Origin of the sequence: Vitreoscilla filiformis (assembly GCF_002222655.1) — a bacterium.
Lineage (GTDB): Bacteria > Pseudomonadota > Gammaproteobacteria > Burkholderiales > Burkholderiaceae_C > Ideonella > Ideonella filiformis.
Genome location: NZ_CP022423.1, coordinates 1,753,785 through 1,767,278 on the forward strand (window position 1 = coordinate 1,753,785; position 13,494 = coordinate 1,767,278).

At 65.4% G+C, this 13,494-nt stretch carries 13 protein-coding genes; 11 read left to right on the forward strand and 2 right to left on the reverse strand.

Going from position 1 to position 13,494, the window contains the following annotated elements; all coding sequences use genetic code 11:
- Positions 1–10 precede the first annotated feature (10 nt).
- The 5 genes from VITFI_RS17895 (at position 11) to folE2 (ending at position 4,834) form a co-directional block, all read left to right on the forward strand.
- Complete coding sequence (locus VITFI_RS17895) at positions 11–697, forward strand: Lcl C-terminal domain-containing protein (RefSeq protein WP_157725610.1); 687 nt, start codon at positions 11–13, stop codon at positions 695–697.
- A gap of 120 nt (positions 698–817) precedes the next feature.
- Positions 818–1,063 carry an exodeoxyribonuclease VII small subunit gene (gene xseB, locus VITFI_RS08355; RefSeq protein ID WP_089416557.1) on the forward strand — a complete coding sequence of 82 codons (246 nt, stop codon included), beginning with the start codon at positions 818–820 and terminating at the stop codon, positions 1,061–1,063.
- A complete protein-coding gene (locus VITFI_RS08360) occupies positions 1,060–1,983 on the forward strand; it encodes a polyprenyl synthetase family protein (protein ID WP_089416558.1) in 924 nt (307 codons plus the stop codon). The genes xseB and VITFI_RS08360 overlap by 4 nt, the downstream gene beginning before the upstream one ends.
- A gap of 79 nt (positions 1,984–2,062) precedes the next feature.
- A complete protein-coding gene (gene dxs / locus VITFI_RS08365) occupies positions 2,063–3,934 on the forward strand; it encodes a 1-deoxy-D-xylulose-5-phosphate synthase (RefSeq protein WP_089416559.1) in 1,872 nt (623 codons plus the stop codon).
- A 99-nt stretch (positions 3,935–4,033) separates the two neighbouring features.
- The gene (gene folE2, locus VITFI_RS08370) at positions 4,034–4,834 is read left to right on the forward strand and encodes a GTP cyclohydrolase FolE2 (RefSeq protein ID WP_089416560.1); all 801 of its coding nucleotides are present in this window, start codon (positions 4,034–4,036) and stop codon (positions 4,832–4,834) included.
- Between the two features lie 55 nt (positions 4,835–4,889).
- Here folE2 and VITFI_RS08375 read toward each other — a convergent pair whose 3' ends face one another.
- Positions 4,890–6,266 (reverse strand): aspartate aminotransferase family protein, encoded by a 1,377-nt coding sequence (locus tag VITFI_RS08375; RefSeq protein WP_089416561.1) that lies wholly within the window; start codon positions 6,264–6,266, stop codon positions 4,890–4,892.
- Between the two features lie 221 nt (positions 6,267–6,487).
- Here VITFI_RS08375 and VITFI_RS08380 point away from each other — a divergent pair, with 221 nt between their 5' ends.
- The 6 genes from VITFI_RS08380 to VITFI_RS08405 all read left to right on the forward strand — a co-directional run bounded on the left by VITFI_RS08380 (position 6,488) and on the right by VITFI_RS08405 (position 13,038).
- Entirely contained in the window at positions 6,488–7,051 is a 564-nt protein-coding gene (locus VITFI_RS08380; RefSeq protein ID WP_089416562.1) for a hypothetical protein, read from the forward strand.
- 15 nt (positions 7,052–7,066) lie between these two features.
- Positions 7,067–7,630 (forward strand): type IV pilus modification protein PilV, encoded by a 564-nt coding sequence (pilV, locus tag VITFI_RS08385; protein WP_089416563.1) that lies wholly within the window; start codon positions 7,067–7,069, stop codon positions 7,628–7,630.
- Positions 7,627–8,457 carry a PilW family protein gene (locus tag VITFI_RS08390; protein WP_089418046.1) on the forward strand — a complete coding sequence of 277 codons (831 nt, stop codon included), beginning with the start codon at positions 7,627–7,629 and terminating at the stop codon, positions 8,455–8,457. Before pilV ends, VITFI_RS08390 begins: the two co-directional genes overlap by 4 nt.
- Complete coding sequence (locus VITFI_RS08395) at positions 8,454–8,972, forward strand: hypothetical protein (RefSeq protein ID WP_157725612.1); 519 nt, start codon at positions 8,454–8,456, stop codon at positions 8,970–8,972. Before VITFI_RS08390 ends, VITFI_RS08395 begins: the two co-directional genes overlap by 4 nt.
- 80 nt (positions 8,973–9,052) lie before the next feature.
- On the forward strand, positions 9,053–12,628 hold the full coding sequence (locus VITFI_RS08400; RefSeq protein WP_157725613.1) for a pilus assembly protein: 3,576 nt from the start codon (positions 9,053–9,055) through the stop codon (positions 12,626–12,628).
- A gap of 17 nt (positions 12,629–12,645) precedes the next feature.
- Positions 12,646–13,038 (forward strand): type IV pilin protein, encoded by a 393-nt coding sequence (locus VITFI_RS08405; protein ID WP_198301370.1) that lies wholly within the window; start codon positions 12,646–12,648, stop codon positions 13,036–13,038.
- A 12-nt stretch (positions 13,039–13,050) separates the two neighbouring features.
- On the opposite strand, the gene nrdR is transcribed toward VITFI_RS08405, so the two are convergent.
- Positions 13,051–13,494 (reverse strand): transcriptional regulator NrdR, encoded by a 444-nt coding sequence (gene nrdR / locus VITFI_RS08410; RefSeq protein ID WP_089416566.1) that lies wholly within the window; start codon positions 13,492–13,494, stop codon positions 13,051–13,053.

The window sequence follows — 13,494 nt, forward strand, 5'->3', positions numbered from 1 at the left end:
ATCAAATGAGATGGTGAAGTTGGGGCTGACATTGTTGAGTTTTTCATGGTCACTCTGCCCCGAAAATCCCCCCATCCAAACGATGCAGGAGCTGGGAAACATGTTCGGAGCAAAGGTGAGCCACGGGGGTGGCGTGCTGGCGTGGTGTGGAGTGGTGGTCACGTTGGCGCTGACGGGGTGCGGGAAAAAAGAGGAGGCGTTGCTGGTTGAAGCACAGCCGGCCCCGCAGCCGTTGATCGCCAGCCGTTACCGCCCTTCGGCGGATGGCAGCGAGATCACCGATACCCAAACCGGGCTCACCTGGCAGCGGTGCAGCGTGGGGCAGCGCTGGAGTGGTTCAAGCTGTGAGGGTGAGGCCAAAATATTCACGTTTGGTGAAGCCCTGGCCCAGGCGGGCAACGGCTGGCGCGTGCCGACGGTGCGGGAATTCCAAAGCCTGCGAGTGTGTTCGACAGGGTTCGAGGCTAAAACGCTCGATTTTCAAGACGGGAAGGCGAAGGTTTCCTACGCGTGCAGCTATGGCAGCGCCCGGCCTACGATCCACACCGGGGCGTTTCCTAATACACCTTTACTGCATCACTGGGCTTCGCCCCTGCTGGGGGACAGTTCCGACAGCGCCTGGAGCGTTGTTTTCTACGACGGTAGCCTCGGCCTCAGTGGCCGCGGCTACGGTCACCATGTCCGGCTGGTGCGGTAGTGGGTGTGAGGCGTGCCCGTCAGTGTTTGGGGTGCGCAGCGCCTTTGGGTTTTGGGGTTGAACCGGCGCCCAAGAGGGGCCTTACTACAATGCCCGGCTCCCCGAAGCCCCGCCGCCGCCATGCCAGACGCCCACGCGCCCACCCCGCTCCCCGAACCCGCCAGCTACGAACAAGCCCTGGCCGAGTTGGAACATCTGGTGCAGGCCATGGAGGCCGGGCGGCTGCCGCTGGATCAGCTCATGAACAGCCACCACCGTGCCACCGCTTTGCTGGCGTTTTGCCGCGAGCAGTTGCAAGCCCTCGAAACGCAGGTGCAGCGGCTCGACGCCAGCACCGGCCAACTCACCGCCTGGAGCGCCGCATGAGTGCCTCTTTCGCCATCACCGCGCCGCTGCCGGCCGCCGCTTCGTTCGCTGATTGGTCCGCCGCCGGGCTGCACACCGTCGAGCGCGCCCTCGAAGCTTGGGTGCCCGCCGACGCCCCCGCCGGCCTCGGCGCCGCCATGCGTTATGCCGTGCTGGACGGCGGCAAACGCCTGCGCCCGCTGTTGGTGTTGGCCGCCGCCCAGGCCGTGGGCGGCGCACACGCCGCCGCGCTGCGCGCCGCCGTGGCCGTCGAGCTGATCCACGCCTATTCGCTGGTTCACGATGACATGCCGTGCATGGACAACGACTTGCTGCGCCGTGGCAAGCCCACCGTCCATGTGCAATTCGGCGAGGCCCAAGCCTTGCTCGCCGGGGACGCGATGCAAGCCCTGGCCTTTGAAATTCTCACCCCTGATGACGAGCCGGCCCTGCCGCCCGCGTTGCAGGCGCGTCTGGTGCAGTTGTTGGCGCGGGCGTCCGGCCAGCAAGGCATGGCCGGCGGGCAGGCCATCGACTTGGCCAGCGTCGGCAAAGCCCTGGACGAAGCCACCCTGCGCGACATGCACCGCCGCAAAACCGGCGCCCTGCTGCAAGCCAGCGTGCTCATGGGCGCCGCCTGCGGTGCGACGCAGGCCGGCGCTTGGGATGCGCTGTCCGAGTACGGCGCCGCGCTGGGCCTGGCCTTTCAGGTGGTGGACGACATCCTCGACGTCACGCAAGCGTCAGAAGTGCTGGGCAAGACCGCCGGCAAGGATCAGGATGCCAACAAGCCGACCTACGTCACCATGCTGGGTCTGGATGCGGCGCGTCAGTACGCCAACGACCTTCACTCCCAGGCGTTGTCGGCTTTGACTCGTGCGGGGTTGACGGCACCGCTGTTGGTCAGCTTGGCTGACCGCTTGGTGATCCGCCAGAGTTGACACCGACCGCTTTGTGGGGTCGGTGCCTGGGGAGTGCTGTGGTGCTGCCCGCGTTTTTGTGTCCGCCTTTCGCTAGGTCATGAATCATCCGTTGCTGGAAACCATCCAATCGCCGCAGGACGTGCGCCGTCTCAACCGAGCCCAGCTCAAGACGCTGGCTGCCGAGCTGCGGGACTTTTTGTTGCACAGCGTCAGCCGCACCGGGGGCCATTTGTCGTCCAACTTGGGCACGGTGGAACTGACGATCGCGCTGCACCACGTGTTCCACACCCCCGAGGATCGTTTGGTCTGGGACGTGGGCCACCAAAGCTACCCGCACAAAATCCTCACCGGTCGGCGCGAAGCCATGGCCACGCTGAAACAACTCGACGGCATCAGCGGCTTCCCCCGCCGCTGCGAAAGCGAGTACGACACCTTCGGCACCGGCCACTCTTCGACCTCCATTTCGGCGGCGCTGGGCATGGCGCACGCGGCGCGGTTGAAGGGCGAGAGCCGGCGCGCCGTGGCCATCATCGGCGATGGTGCGCTCACCGGCGGCATGGCCTTCGAAGCGCTGAACCACGGTGGCTACGACGGCGGCGCCGGCCTGCCCGACATGCTGGTGATCTTGAACGACAACGACATGTCGATCTCGCCGCCCGTGGGTGCGCTGAACGGCTACCTGGCGCGGCTCATGAGCGGGCGTTTTTACGCTGCCGCCCGTGAGGGCGCCAAAAGTGTGCTGCGCAACACGCCGCTGTACGAGATCGCCAAACGGCTCGAAGAACACGCCAAAGGCATGGTGGTGCCGGGCACGATCTTCGAAGAGTTTGGTTTCAACTACGTCGGCCCGATCGATGGGCACGACTTGGATTCGCTGGTGCCGACGCTGGAAAACCTGCGCCACGCCAAGGGGCCGCAGTTTCTGCACGTCGTCACCAAAAAAGGACGCGGCTACAAGCTGGCCGAGGCCGACCCGATCAACTACCACGGCCCCGGCAAGTTTGACCCGGCCATCGGGCTGCAAAAACCCGCCACCGCGCCCAAACAAACCTTCACCCAGGTGTTCGGCCAGTGGTTGTGTGACATGGCCGCCGCCGATGCGCGCCTGGTCGGCATCACGCCGGCGATGCGCGAAGGGTCGGGCATGGTCGAGTTCCAGCAGCGTTTCCCGACGCGCTATCACGATGTGGGCATCGCCGAGCAACATGCCGTGACGTTCGCCGCCGGGCTGGCCTGCGAGGGCCTGAAACCCGTGGTGGCGATTTATTCGACCTTCCTGCAACGCGGTTACGACCAGCTCATCCACGATGTGGCGTTGCAAAACCTGCCAGTGGTGTTTGCGTTGGATCGCGCCGGCATCGTCGGTGCCGATGGCGCAACGCATTGCGGGGCGTACGACATCGCTTACATCCGCTGCATTCCGAACATGAGCCTGCTCACGCCCGCCGATGAGCGCGAATGCCGCCAGGCGCTGACGACGGCGTTCCAGCAAAACCATCCGGTGGCCGTGCGCTACCCACGCGGCAGTGGCGCGGGCACGCCCACGGACGGCGCATTGGAAGTGCTGCCCTGGGGCCAAGGCGAAGTGCGTCGCCCAGGCCAGCGCGTGGCGTTGTTGGCGTTTGGCACCTTGTTGTATCCGGCGCTGCAAGCCGCCGAAGCGCTGGATGCCACCGTGGCCAACATGCGCTTCGCCAAGCCGCTGGACGAAGCCCTGGTGCTCGAACTGGCGCGCACGCACACGGCCCTGGTGACGCTGGAAGAAGGTTGCTTGCCCGGCGGCGCGGGCAGTGCGGTGCTCGAAACCCTGGCGCGTGCCGGGGTGACGGTGCCGGTGCTGAACCTGGGCATCCCCGATGCGTTCATCGAGCATGGCGACCCGGCCAAGCTGCACAGCTTGCTGGGGCTGGATGCAGCGGGCATCGAGCGGGCCATTCGCCAGCGTTTCCCCTTCGTGGATGCGGCCTGAACCGCCGCGCCCGATCATCCTTGTGACAGCACCGCCTTGCGTTTGCTGACATGCTGACGCCTGACGCTGCCCACATGGGGCGGCCAAGGTTTTTGCGTTATGACCCATCTCACCGAAGCTCTGCACATCCCCGACACCCAAAGCGAACGCGACGAGCGCCATGTGGCGATCCAGCGCGTGGGCGTCAAGGGTGTGCGTTACCCGCTCACCGTGCGCGTGGGCGGTGCCGAACAATCCACCGCCGCCCGTTGGACGTTGGACGTGGCCTTGCCTGCCGAGCAAAAAGGCACGCACATGTCGCGCTTCGTGGCGTGGCTGGAAGCGCTGGACGCGCCGATGGACGCCGCCGAGCTGCACCGCCAGCTCGCCGTGATGCTGGACAAGCTGCACGCCAGCGAAGGCAGCATCGAAGCGCGGTTTGCGTTTTTCATCAAGAAGCGGGCGCCGGTGTCGGGCCTGCAAAGTTTGTTGGATCACGAAGGGGCGTTCGTGGCCGAGCGCCGCAACGGGCGGGATGCGATTTGGCTCGAAGTCGGTGTGCCGGTGAAAAGCCTGTGCCCGTGCTCCAAAGAAATCTCAGACTACGGAGCGCACAACCAGCGCTCGCTGGTGACGATTCGCGTGGAGCTGGCCGATCCGCTGGGGGCGCCGATTCAGTGGCATGAATTGGTGCGCTACGCCGAAGAGTCAGCGTCCAGCGAAATTTGGCCGATGCTCAAGCGCGCCGATGAAAAGTGGATCACCGAACGCGCTTACGAAAACCCGAAGTTCGTCGAAGACTTGGTGCGCGACGTGGCGCTGCGCTTGAACGCCGATGTGCGCATCGGGCGTTATCGGGTGGAGGTGGAGAACTTTGAGTCGATCCACAACCATTCGGCTTGGGCGTGTATTGAGCGGTAGCCCTCACCCCGGCCCTCTCTCAGGGGGAGAGGGGATAGGTTGGGGTGGGGTGGGGTCAGCGGGTTTCGGTGATGAAGGTTTCGAACGCTGTTACCAGTTTGGTCACGTGGTCGGGCGTGGTGGCGGGGCACACCAGCATCATGTTGTGAAACGGCGTGATCATCAGGCCGCGATTCAGCAGATACAAGTGCAGCAGTTGCTCCAGCGCGGGCACCAACATCGCATCGGCTTGGCTGCCGTTGCGGGGTGGCATGGGGCTGAACTGGCACTCGGTGCGTGCGCCCACTTGGGTGACGCACCACGGCAGGCCATGCCGGGCGATCACGCCGCGCAGGCCATCGGCCAGCGTGTGCGCCAGATCGATCATGTGGCGATAAGCCGCCTCAGTCATCACCTGTTCGAGGTTGGCGCGCAGGGCCGCCAGGGTCAACCCGTTGGCGGTGAGCGTGGTGCCGATGCCGCTGTGCCCCGGTGGTGCCGCCCGCTTGGCGGCTTCGGCGCGTGGCGCCACAGCGTCGCTGAAACCGTACAGCGCACACGGCACCCCACCTGCCACCGGTTTGCCCAGCACCAGCCCATCGGGCGTGAGGCCGTGGGCACGGGCGTAACCGCCGGGGCCGCTGCTCAGGGTGTGGGTTTCGTCCAGCACCCACAGCGTGCCGTGGCGGCGGCACAGCGCTTGCGCAGCTTGCCAAAACCCTGGCTCGGGCAACACCATGCCGATGTTGGTCATCACCGGTTCGGCCAACAAACAGGCCACTTGACCATCAGCCAGCGCCGCTTCCAGCGCCGCCAGATCGTTGAACTCGATGCTGCGGGTGGTGCGGGTGATGTCGTGAACTTGGCCGAGCAGGCTGTCGCGGGTGCGGGGCTGGCCGTGAACCAAATCCACAAACACATCGTCGACCGTGCCGTGGTAACAGCCGTTGAACACCAAAATCTGCGTCCGCCCGGTGAGCGCCCGCGCCCAGCGGATGACGAAACGGTTGGCGTCTGACGCGGACAGCGCCATCTGCCAACGCGCCAAGCCAAAGCGGCGCGTCAGCTCGGCGCCGATCCAGGCGGTGTCTTCGCCGGGCAGCATCGTGGTGAGGCCGCGTGCCGCTTGCCGGGCCAGCGCTTCGGCCACGGGCGCAGGGCTGTGGCCGAACATGGCGCCGGTGTCGCCCAGGCAAAAATCCACGCGGGTGTGGCCGTCCACATCGGTGACGTGGGCGCCTTGCGCGTGGGCGACGTACAGGCTGAAAGGGGTGGCCCAGTCGTTCATCCAGTGCAGGGGCACGCCGAACAGCCAGTGCGGCGCGGCGGCGGCACTCAGGGTGCGTGAACGCGGGTGAGCGTCGATGAACGCCGCTTGCTCACGCGCCCAGAGCGCGGTCAAGCGGTGCGACGACAGGCCCAGGGTGTCGGGCCAAGACGGGGAAGCAGTCATGCAAATCACGCCAAAAACCGAGGAAGAACGATGGTGATGGCCGCCGCTTGGCACCGAATCGAACCACTGATCTGAGCGTCGGAGCCGTTCATCGGCCTCGGCCCCATGGCAACCGCCGATTGCGTACAACATACCCGCCGCGTGCGAGGAGAGGTTACCATGCGAACAAATCGGTAAAAAGGTCGGGCCCCATTTTTTAACCTCCTCCAGGAGTTTTTGTTGTGAAAATCAAGTGTCTGGCATTAACAGCAGTCGTTGTATTTCATTCGAATATCGTGACCGCCAATGAACCGGTCGTTGTTGTCAATCAAGCAGTGACAGAGGGTGAAGCCCTTGCCGCTCAACGCGCTTGGTGCAGTGCTCTGCTGGAGATCAATGCCACCTACGAAAAAGAAGGGCAAGCAGCAGCGAAAGCCCTTGCAGAGAAGGTCATCGATGCCGCTTACGCTTACCAGATGGGCGCCGTGCTTTTTAAGCCAACGCTTACCGTGAACCCTCAAACATTCCGCCCGACACGGGCCGGGGCTTTGTCTTATTTCGTTGGTGGCGATCCAGCTTTCCCTAACGACAAAGGTTTTGCCCTGAAAGGGTGGAAAAAATGTGAGGCTGTTAACAATGCCATCTTCCTTGATGGTAACAGTGCCATTACGATGGGGAAAGTCCATTTCACCGATAAGAATGGGAAAGTCACCACGGTCGATAAAACATGGGGTTACGTGAGAGATGGTGCGGGAAATTTGAGAATTAACCTCCACCACTCTTCGCTGGAATACCAGCCCAAGTAAATTCGGTGCGGCGCCATGCGAATAAATCGGCAAAGAAGTCAGCGCGGATCGTCATTGATCGAAGTTCTGGTGGCGCTGGCCCTCTCGGCCTTGGGGGTGATGGCGCTGGTGGGCATGTCCGGCGCGGCGGTGCGGCAGGTGCGCACCAGCGAATTTCGCATCACCGCCACGTTGCTGGCCCAAGATTTGGCCGAACGCCTGCGCGCTCACCGGGCCGGATGGTCGTTCTACAACTTGGCTCCTACGGCATTGGCCATGCAAGCACCCGAAGCCCCGCAGCCGTGTGCCCAGCCTCGGGCATGCAGCGCCGCTGAATTGGCGAATTTGGATTTGCGCACCTGGCAGCGCGGGTTGTTCAGCCAGTTACCGCAAGGCACAGGGGCCGTGCGGGTGTTGCCTGGCACGCCAGCCCGGGCGGAGTTGTGGGTGATGTGGAAGGATCCGCAAGCCCTGTCCGGTGATGAGGCTTCGGCTTGGGGCATGGCTTTGAACCCTGGGGACGTGGAGCGAGCGTGTCCACCGGGGATGCAGGCGCTGTCGCCGCAGCCGCGCTGCGTTTTTTTTCAAATCGGGTTATGAGCGCCCCACAACGCGGGTTTTCGTTGGTGGAGCTGATGGTGGCTTCGGCGTTGGCGCTGATGTCGCTGGCGGCGCTGTTCAACCTCGGGCGTGCGGTGTGGATGGCGCAGAGCACGGGCACTGCCCTCTCCCAAATGGCCGAAGACGGCATGGTGACACTGGCATTGCTGCGCGGTTTCATCGCCCAAGCCGGGTACAGCACGCCCATCGCGGTGGAGGCTTCGGGAACCCTGCGCCGAACGTGGGCCCTGCGCGCCGTGTTCGGGTGCGACACGGAGTTCAGCCAGCCCTCGGCCCCGATTCAGTCACTCACCTGCGGCAAAAAAGGGCAAGACGCACTGGCCGTGGCCTTCCAAGCCGATGCCCAGAACAGTTTGCTCGGTTCAGACGGGCTGCCGATGGATTGCGCAGGCAACCAAATCGCCCCGACGGCGGGGCCGGGCGGCGTGCCATTTCACCTGTCCTACAACCGCTTTTACGTGGTGGATGGGACGCTGTACTGCAAAGGCTCGGGCGGCACAGGGCAGGCCATGGCGTTGCTGGATCACGTGCAGACGCTGGATATCCACTATGGGTTGGCCGCATCGGTGCCGGATCAGGTGACCGCCTACGTGCCTGCGGCTGACGTGCTGAATTGGGGGCAGGTGGTGGCCGTGCGGCTGTGTTTGGTGGTGCGCAGCGCCAGCGATGGGATGGTGCCTGAGCCTGTTCCCTATGTCGGGTGCGATCCGTTCGCGGCCTCAATCACCCCGCTGGATCGGCGTTTGTACCGGGCTTACACCCTGACCGTCATGCTGCGCAACGCCCGAGGGATGGCCGCTGCATGAGGCCATCGGTTCGATCGCGGGGCACAGCGCTCTTGCTGGCGCTGGTGATGTTGCTCATCAGCAGCCTGGGGGCCACGGCGTTGCTGCGTCAAGCGTTTGGCACCGAGCGCGTGGCTTGGGGCGCACGCGGGCAGCTTCAAGCCCAACAAGCAGCCGAGCTGGCGCTGCGCTATTGCGAGCAGCAGTTGCTGCGCAGCGACGGGGCCTGGCCCGTCCAGCCGCTGCGCGCTGGTCAGGTGACATCACACTGGGCCCAGGCCAGCAGTTGGACGGGGCCAGGGCGGTTGGCGCGCAGTGTGCCGGCGGCGGTGATGGTGTCCGAGCAGAGCCCCTTTCGCCTGCTGTCTTTGCCGGACTGTCTGGCTGAGGAGCAAGCGCTGGCCGATGGGGCCACCGTGCTGCTGGTGACGGCGCGGGGTTTCAGCCCCGACTACCACGCCAATGCACAAGGGCGCACCGTGGCCGGATCGGTGGCGTGGATGCAAGCCTGGTTGCGCCTGGGGGATGGGCGATGAACCCATGGCTGCGGCGCGGAGGGTGGTGCCTCGTGTGTTGGCCCCTGTGCCTGGGGGCAGAGCCCGCTCAGCATCCTTTGTTGAGCCAAGAAGGTGAGGCCCCGCGCCCCAACTTGATGCTGACGCTGGACGATTCCCGGTCGATGAACTGGGATTTTTTGCCCGATGGGTTTTTCAGTCGCCAAGGGGTGAACGGCCTGTGGCTGGGGCAGGACGGCAGCGTGGCTGCCTTTCCGCACGATCCGCTGTCTGGCAACGGCCTCACCTTGGTGCCGGCCCAGCGGCGCGAACCCGCCACCTTGGAGCCGATCTACCAGAAGCAGTACCGCTCGCCCGACGTGAACGCGCTGTTTTACAACCCCGATGTGCGTTATCTCCCATGGGTGGCGCGCAGCGGTGCGCGTTGGTCGCAGGCGGTGGCCGTGGCGGCACGGCACGATCCGCTCACCTTGGCCACCCTGGATTTAACGCGCATGTGGCCGCAGCAAACCGCCCGTTTTTGCTTCGGACGGGAGGCGGGTTGTCGCACAGAGACGCAGGATTTCCACCCCGGGCTGTATTACCGCCTGCGATCGGGGGGCGATCCGCACGATCCCGCTGCCTATCAGCGGTTTGACCTCAACGTCGCGGGGGAGCATGCGCCCCTGAGCAAACATCCTGCGCGCACCGACTGCGCAGGCCCCCGCTGCACCCAAGCCGAAGAGCGGCAAAACTTTGCCAACTGGTTCACGTACCACCGTCATCGGTTGAGCATCGCCAAAGCGGCGCTGTCCGAAGCCCTGGCGCGGGCGGTGGGCCGGGTGCGTGTGGGGTGGGGGACGATCAACCAACCCGACGCCTGGGTGGATGAGCTCCACATGGCCGTGGTGCGCCAAGGGGTGCGCGAGCTGGACACCCATCATCTGACCCACGTGTTGCAGGGGGTGCAAGCCATCCAAGCCCAGGGCGAAACCCCGTTGCGCACGGCGGTGCCATCCGTGGGGCGTTACTTCCGAGCGCGGAACGATCGGTGGAACCCTTGGCTGGAGATTCCCGGCGAGGCTGACACGGCACAAGCCCCCTGCCGCCGCGCCTTCCACCTGCTGATGACGGACGGCCAATACAACGACCCAGCCCCAGCGATTGGCGATTTGGACGGCCAAGACGGCCCCGATCACGCCCACGCCAATCCACTGGGAGCACAGCCCACGCGCATTCTCGCTGCGCCCCCTCGGCGGGACGGGCCTGCGGATCAGCCCGGGCGTGCTGCCACCCTGGCCGACACGGTCATGCAGGATTACTGGGCCGACCTCATGCCCCGACTCTCCAACCGCGTGCCCCCGACACCGGACGATCCCGCGTTTTGGCAGCACCTCAGTTTGTTGGCCGTGGGGCTGGGTTTGCAGGGCGAGCTGCCAGCGACCAACGAGGCGGAACGGGCCAACACCTTGGCACAGTTGCGGGCGGGGCAGTGGCATTGGCCGGATCCGAACACCTCCTTGGCGGCGCGGGTGGACGATCTTTGGCATGCCGCCGTCAACACGGGCGGGGCATTTTACACCGTGCAGCAAGCCCAGGATTTGGAGCGCGCCTTGCAAGCGGCCCTCACCCAAACCCACGGGGGCAGCATCCAGTCGGGCGGCGTGGCGTGGGCGGGGCAGCGTTTGTCGGTCGATGGGCTCACGCGCTACGTTACCCGTTACCGCTGGCCGGCTGCGTGGGGGGATGTGCAGGCGTACGCGGTGGATGCTTCCGGCGAGGCCACAGCGCCCGGTGGTGCGTGGGTGTGGAGTGCTGCCGAACAACTGCCTGCGCCCATGGATCGGGCCTTGGTGACTTGGAACGGCACGGCAGGGGTGCCATTCACCTGGGAGGGCATCGGGGTGGACAACCAAGCGCGCCTGGGCGCTCCCCATGTGGTGGACTACGTGCGCGGTGAGACCTCCTTCGAAGGGGCGGGGCAGTGGTTTCGGCCACGAGGGGGGCATGTGCTGGGGGCGTTTGTCCACACGCCGCCGACCTTGGTGCAGGCCGGAGCGTCTCTCGGGTATGAGCGTTTGAGCGATGCGCAGGCCGCCGCCACGTACCCAGCCTACCGAGCGGCACGCCAGGCGCGGCGCGAGGGGGTGTTGTGGGCGGGAAGCAGTGCGGGGGTGTTGAGCGCGTTCCGGCTGTCGGATGGGCGGGAGGTGTTTGGTTATTTGCCCCAAGCCGGTTTGGAGCGCATGGCTCAGGTGATGCGGTTGGATACGACAGGCACCGCCCCGCCCCCCGTGATGGGGGTGGACGGGCCGTTGTTGGAAACCGATGCCTATCTCCAGCCACGCGGTGAAGCGGCGCGGCGGTGGGCCAATCTGCTGGTGGGCAGCTTGGGGGCTGGGGGGCGGGCGTTGTTCGCTCTGGCCCTGCCCACGTCCGACGTGACAGCCTTGTCGGCAGATGCTGTGCAGTGGGAACTGACCGATGACGCGGATTTGGGCCACGTCACCGCGCCCTTTCAAGCGGGGCGCTTGGTGGGAGGCGAGGGGTACGCTTTTGTGGGCAATGGGGTAGACAGCCCATCTGGCGAGGCGGTGTTGCTGGTGGTGTCCCTGCAAACGGGGCGTATCGTGCAGCGCTTGCGTGTACCGAGTGGGGATGGCGCCCGCAATGGCCTGATGGGGGTGCAACTGCTGCGCAACGCCCAGGAAGAGGTGTACGCCGCCTATGCCGGGGATTTGCAGGGCCATTTGTGGCGTTTCGATTTCCCCGATGCCGATCCCCAGCACGCGGGCGTGGCGTGGGGCGGGCGGCCACTGTTCTCAGCGCACGATGCCCAGGGGCGGCCCCAGCCCTTCAGTGCGCCCCCGTTGGTGGGGCCTCATCCTGCGGGCGGTGTCGGTGTGCTGGTCGGCACGGGGCGTTTGTTGCATGACATCGACGTGGCCACCAGCAACGTGCAATCGTTCTACGGCCTGCGCGATCCCACCCCGCTGGAAACCTCGGCCCTGGATGCCCTGCCCGTTTCCGTTGATCGGGCGCGCTTGCTGACGCAGCAAGTGCAACCCACCCCCATTGCCGGCAGCGATGGCCAGCGTTACCTGAGCGTGACGGCCCATGCGCTCGATCCAGCCCAGCACGACGGATGGGTGTTGGATTTGACAGTGCAAGCCGGCCAGCGGGTGCTGTCGGCGGCGCAATGGGTGGCTGGCCAGGTGCTGTTCAGCAGCGTGACGCCGCCGCAGCGCGCAGCCGTGTGCGAACTGGCGCAGGCGCAGGCCCACCATTTCGTGCTCGATGCATGGAGCGGTGCCGCCATCACGACACCGCTGTTCGATGTCAACGCCGATGGCGTGGTCAACACCCACGACACGGTGAACTTACCCGCAGGCCAGGGCGTGGCCGCTGTCCTCAGCACCGATCCGGTGATGGGGCCTGTGTTGGGGGCGCAGGCGGGGCTGGTGTCGGCAGGGTCAAGCAGTGCGGCCACGGCGGTCAGCACGCCCATTTGCCGCCCCGATCCGCTGGGCAAATGCCCGCCCCATCACTGCCTGGTGGCGCTGACCCGGGCGGATGCCGCCCACATCGAACTGTGCTTGCCGGATCGCTGCGCCCGCAGCCCCGACGCGGAAGGCTGCCGCGACAAAGTCATCCTCGACCGCATCTGGCGCCCCTTGCTCAATCCCCCGGTTTTTTGATGTTGGGAGGAAGAACCATGTCCGTCACCCGCCGTTCTCAGGGATTCACGCTGATCGAATTGATGGTGAGTGTGGCCATCGTCGGCATCGTGGCGATGGTGGCGTATCCGAGTTATGTGCAGCACATCCAGCATGGGCGACGGGCACAAGCCCAATCCACCATGATGCTGGCCACGCAGCATTTGCACCGTTTCCATGCGGCTCGGGGGCATTACGGCGGTGCCATCCTGCCGCCGGCCTATGCACACAGCGACGGCTACACGCTGGCCTTGCGGGTGGGGGAGGATTTGCAGTCGTTCAGCCTCGAAGCCACGCCGGACACGCCCGACGAACGCTGCGGCGTGCTGCGCCTCGAAGACACCGGCGCCAAAAGCCAGAGCGGCAGCGGATCGGTGGCGACGTGCTGGTGAGCAGCGGCGGGTTCAGATGTCGCCGATCAGGCGGCTGAACTCGTCCACATCCTCAAAACTGCGGTAGACCGAGGCGAAACGCACATAAGCGACCTTGTCGATGTGGCGCAGCTCGGCCAACACCAATTCGCCGATGCGGGTGGTCGGCACTTCGCGCTCGCCACAGGCGAGCAGTTTTTCTTGGATGCGCTCGATGGCCGCTTCCAACTGCTCGATGCTGACCTGGCGCTTTTTGAGCGCCAGGCGCATGGAGGCGCGCATTTTGCTCACGTCAAACTCCACCCGCGTGCCGCTGCGTTTGATCACCCACGGCAGGGCGATTTCGGCACGCTCATAGGTGGTGAAGCGCTTCTCACAGCGCCCGCAGCGCCGCCGACGGCGCACCACGCCGCCCTCGTCCGATTCGCGAGTCTCGGCAACCTGGGTGTCGGCGTGGCCGCAAAAAGGGCAGCGCAT

Excerpts from the sequence above, each read along its gene's own strand:
- VITFI_RS17895 (WP_157725610.1), top strand. The coding sequence starts at position 11 with ATGGTGAAGTTGGGGCTGACATTGTTGAGTTTTTCATGGTCACTCTGC.
- xseB (WP_089416557.1), top strand. The coding sequence starts at position 818 with ATGCCAGACGCCCACGCGCCCACCCCGCTCCCCGAACCCGCCAGCTAC.
- VITFI_RS08360 (WP_089416558.1), top strand. The coding sequence starts at position 1,060 with ATGAGTGCCTCTTTCGCCATCACCGCGCCGCTGCCGGCCGCCGCTTCG.
- dxs (WP_089416559.1), top strand. The coding sequence starts at position 2,063 with ATGAATCATCCGTTGCTGGAAACCATCCAATCGCCGCAGGACGTGCGC.
- folE2 (WP_089416560.1), top strand. The coding sequence starts at position 4,034 with ATGACCCATCTCACCGAAGCTCTGCACATCCCCGACACCCAAAGCGAA.
- VITFI_RS08375 (WP_089416561.1), bottom strand. The coding sequence starts at position 6,266 with ATGACTGCTTCCCCGTCTTGGCCCGACACCCTGGGCCTGTCGTCGCAC.
- pilV (WP_089416563.1), top strand. The coding sequence starts at position 7,067 with ATGCGAATAAATCGGCAAAGAAGTCAGCGCGGATCGTCATTGATCGAA.
- VITFI_RS08390 (WP_089418046.1), top strand. The coding sequence starts at position 7,627 with ATGAGCGCCCCACAACGCGGGTTTTCGTTGGTGGAGCTGATGGTGGCT.
- VITFI_RS08395 (WP_157725612.1), top strand. The coding sequence starts at position 8,454 with ATGAGGCCATCGGTTCGATCGCGGGGCACAGCGCTCTTGCTGGCGCTG.
- VITFI_RS08405 (WP_198301370.1), top strand. The coding sequence starts at position 12,646 with ATGTCCGTCACCCGCCGTTCTCAGGGATTCACGCTGATCGAATTGATG.
- nrdR (WP_089416566.1), bottom strand. The coding sequence starts at position 13,494 with ATGCGCTGCCCTTTTTGCGGCCACGCCGACACCCAGGTTGCCGAGACT.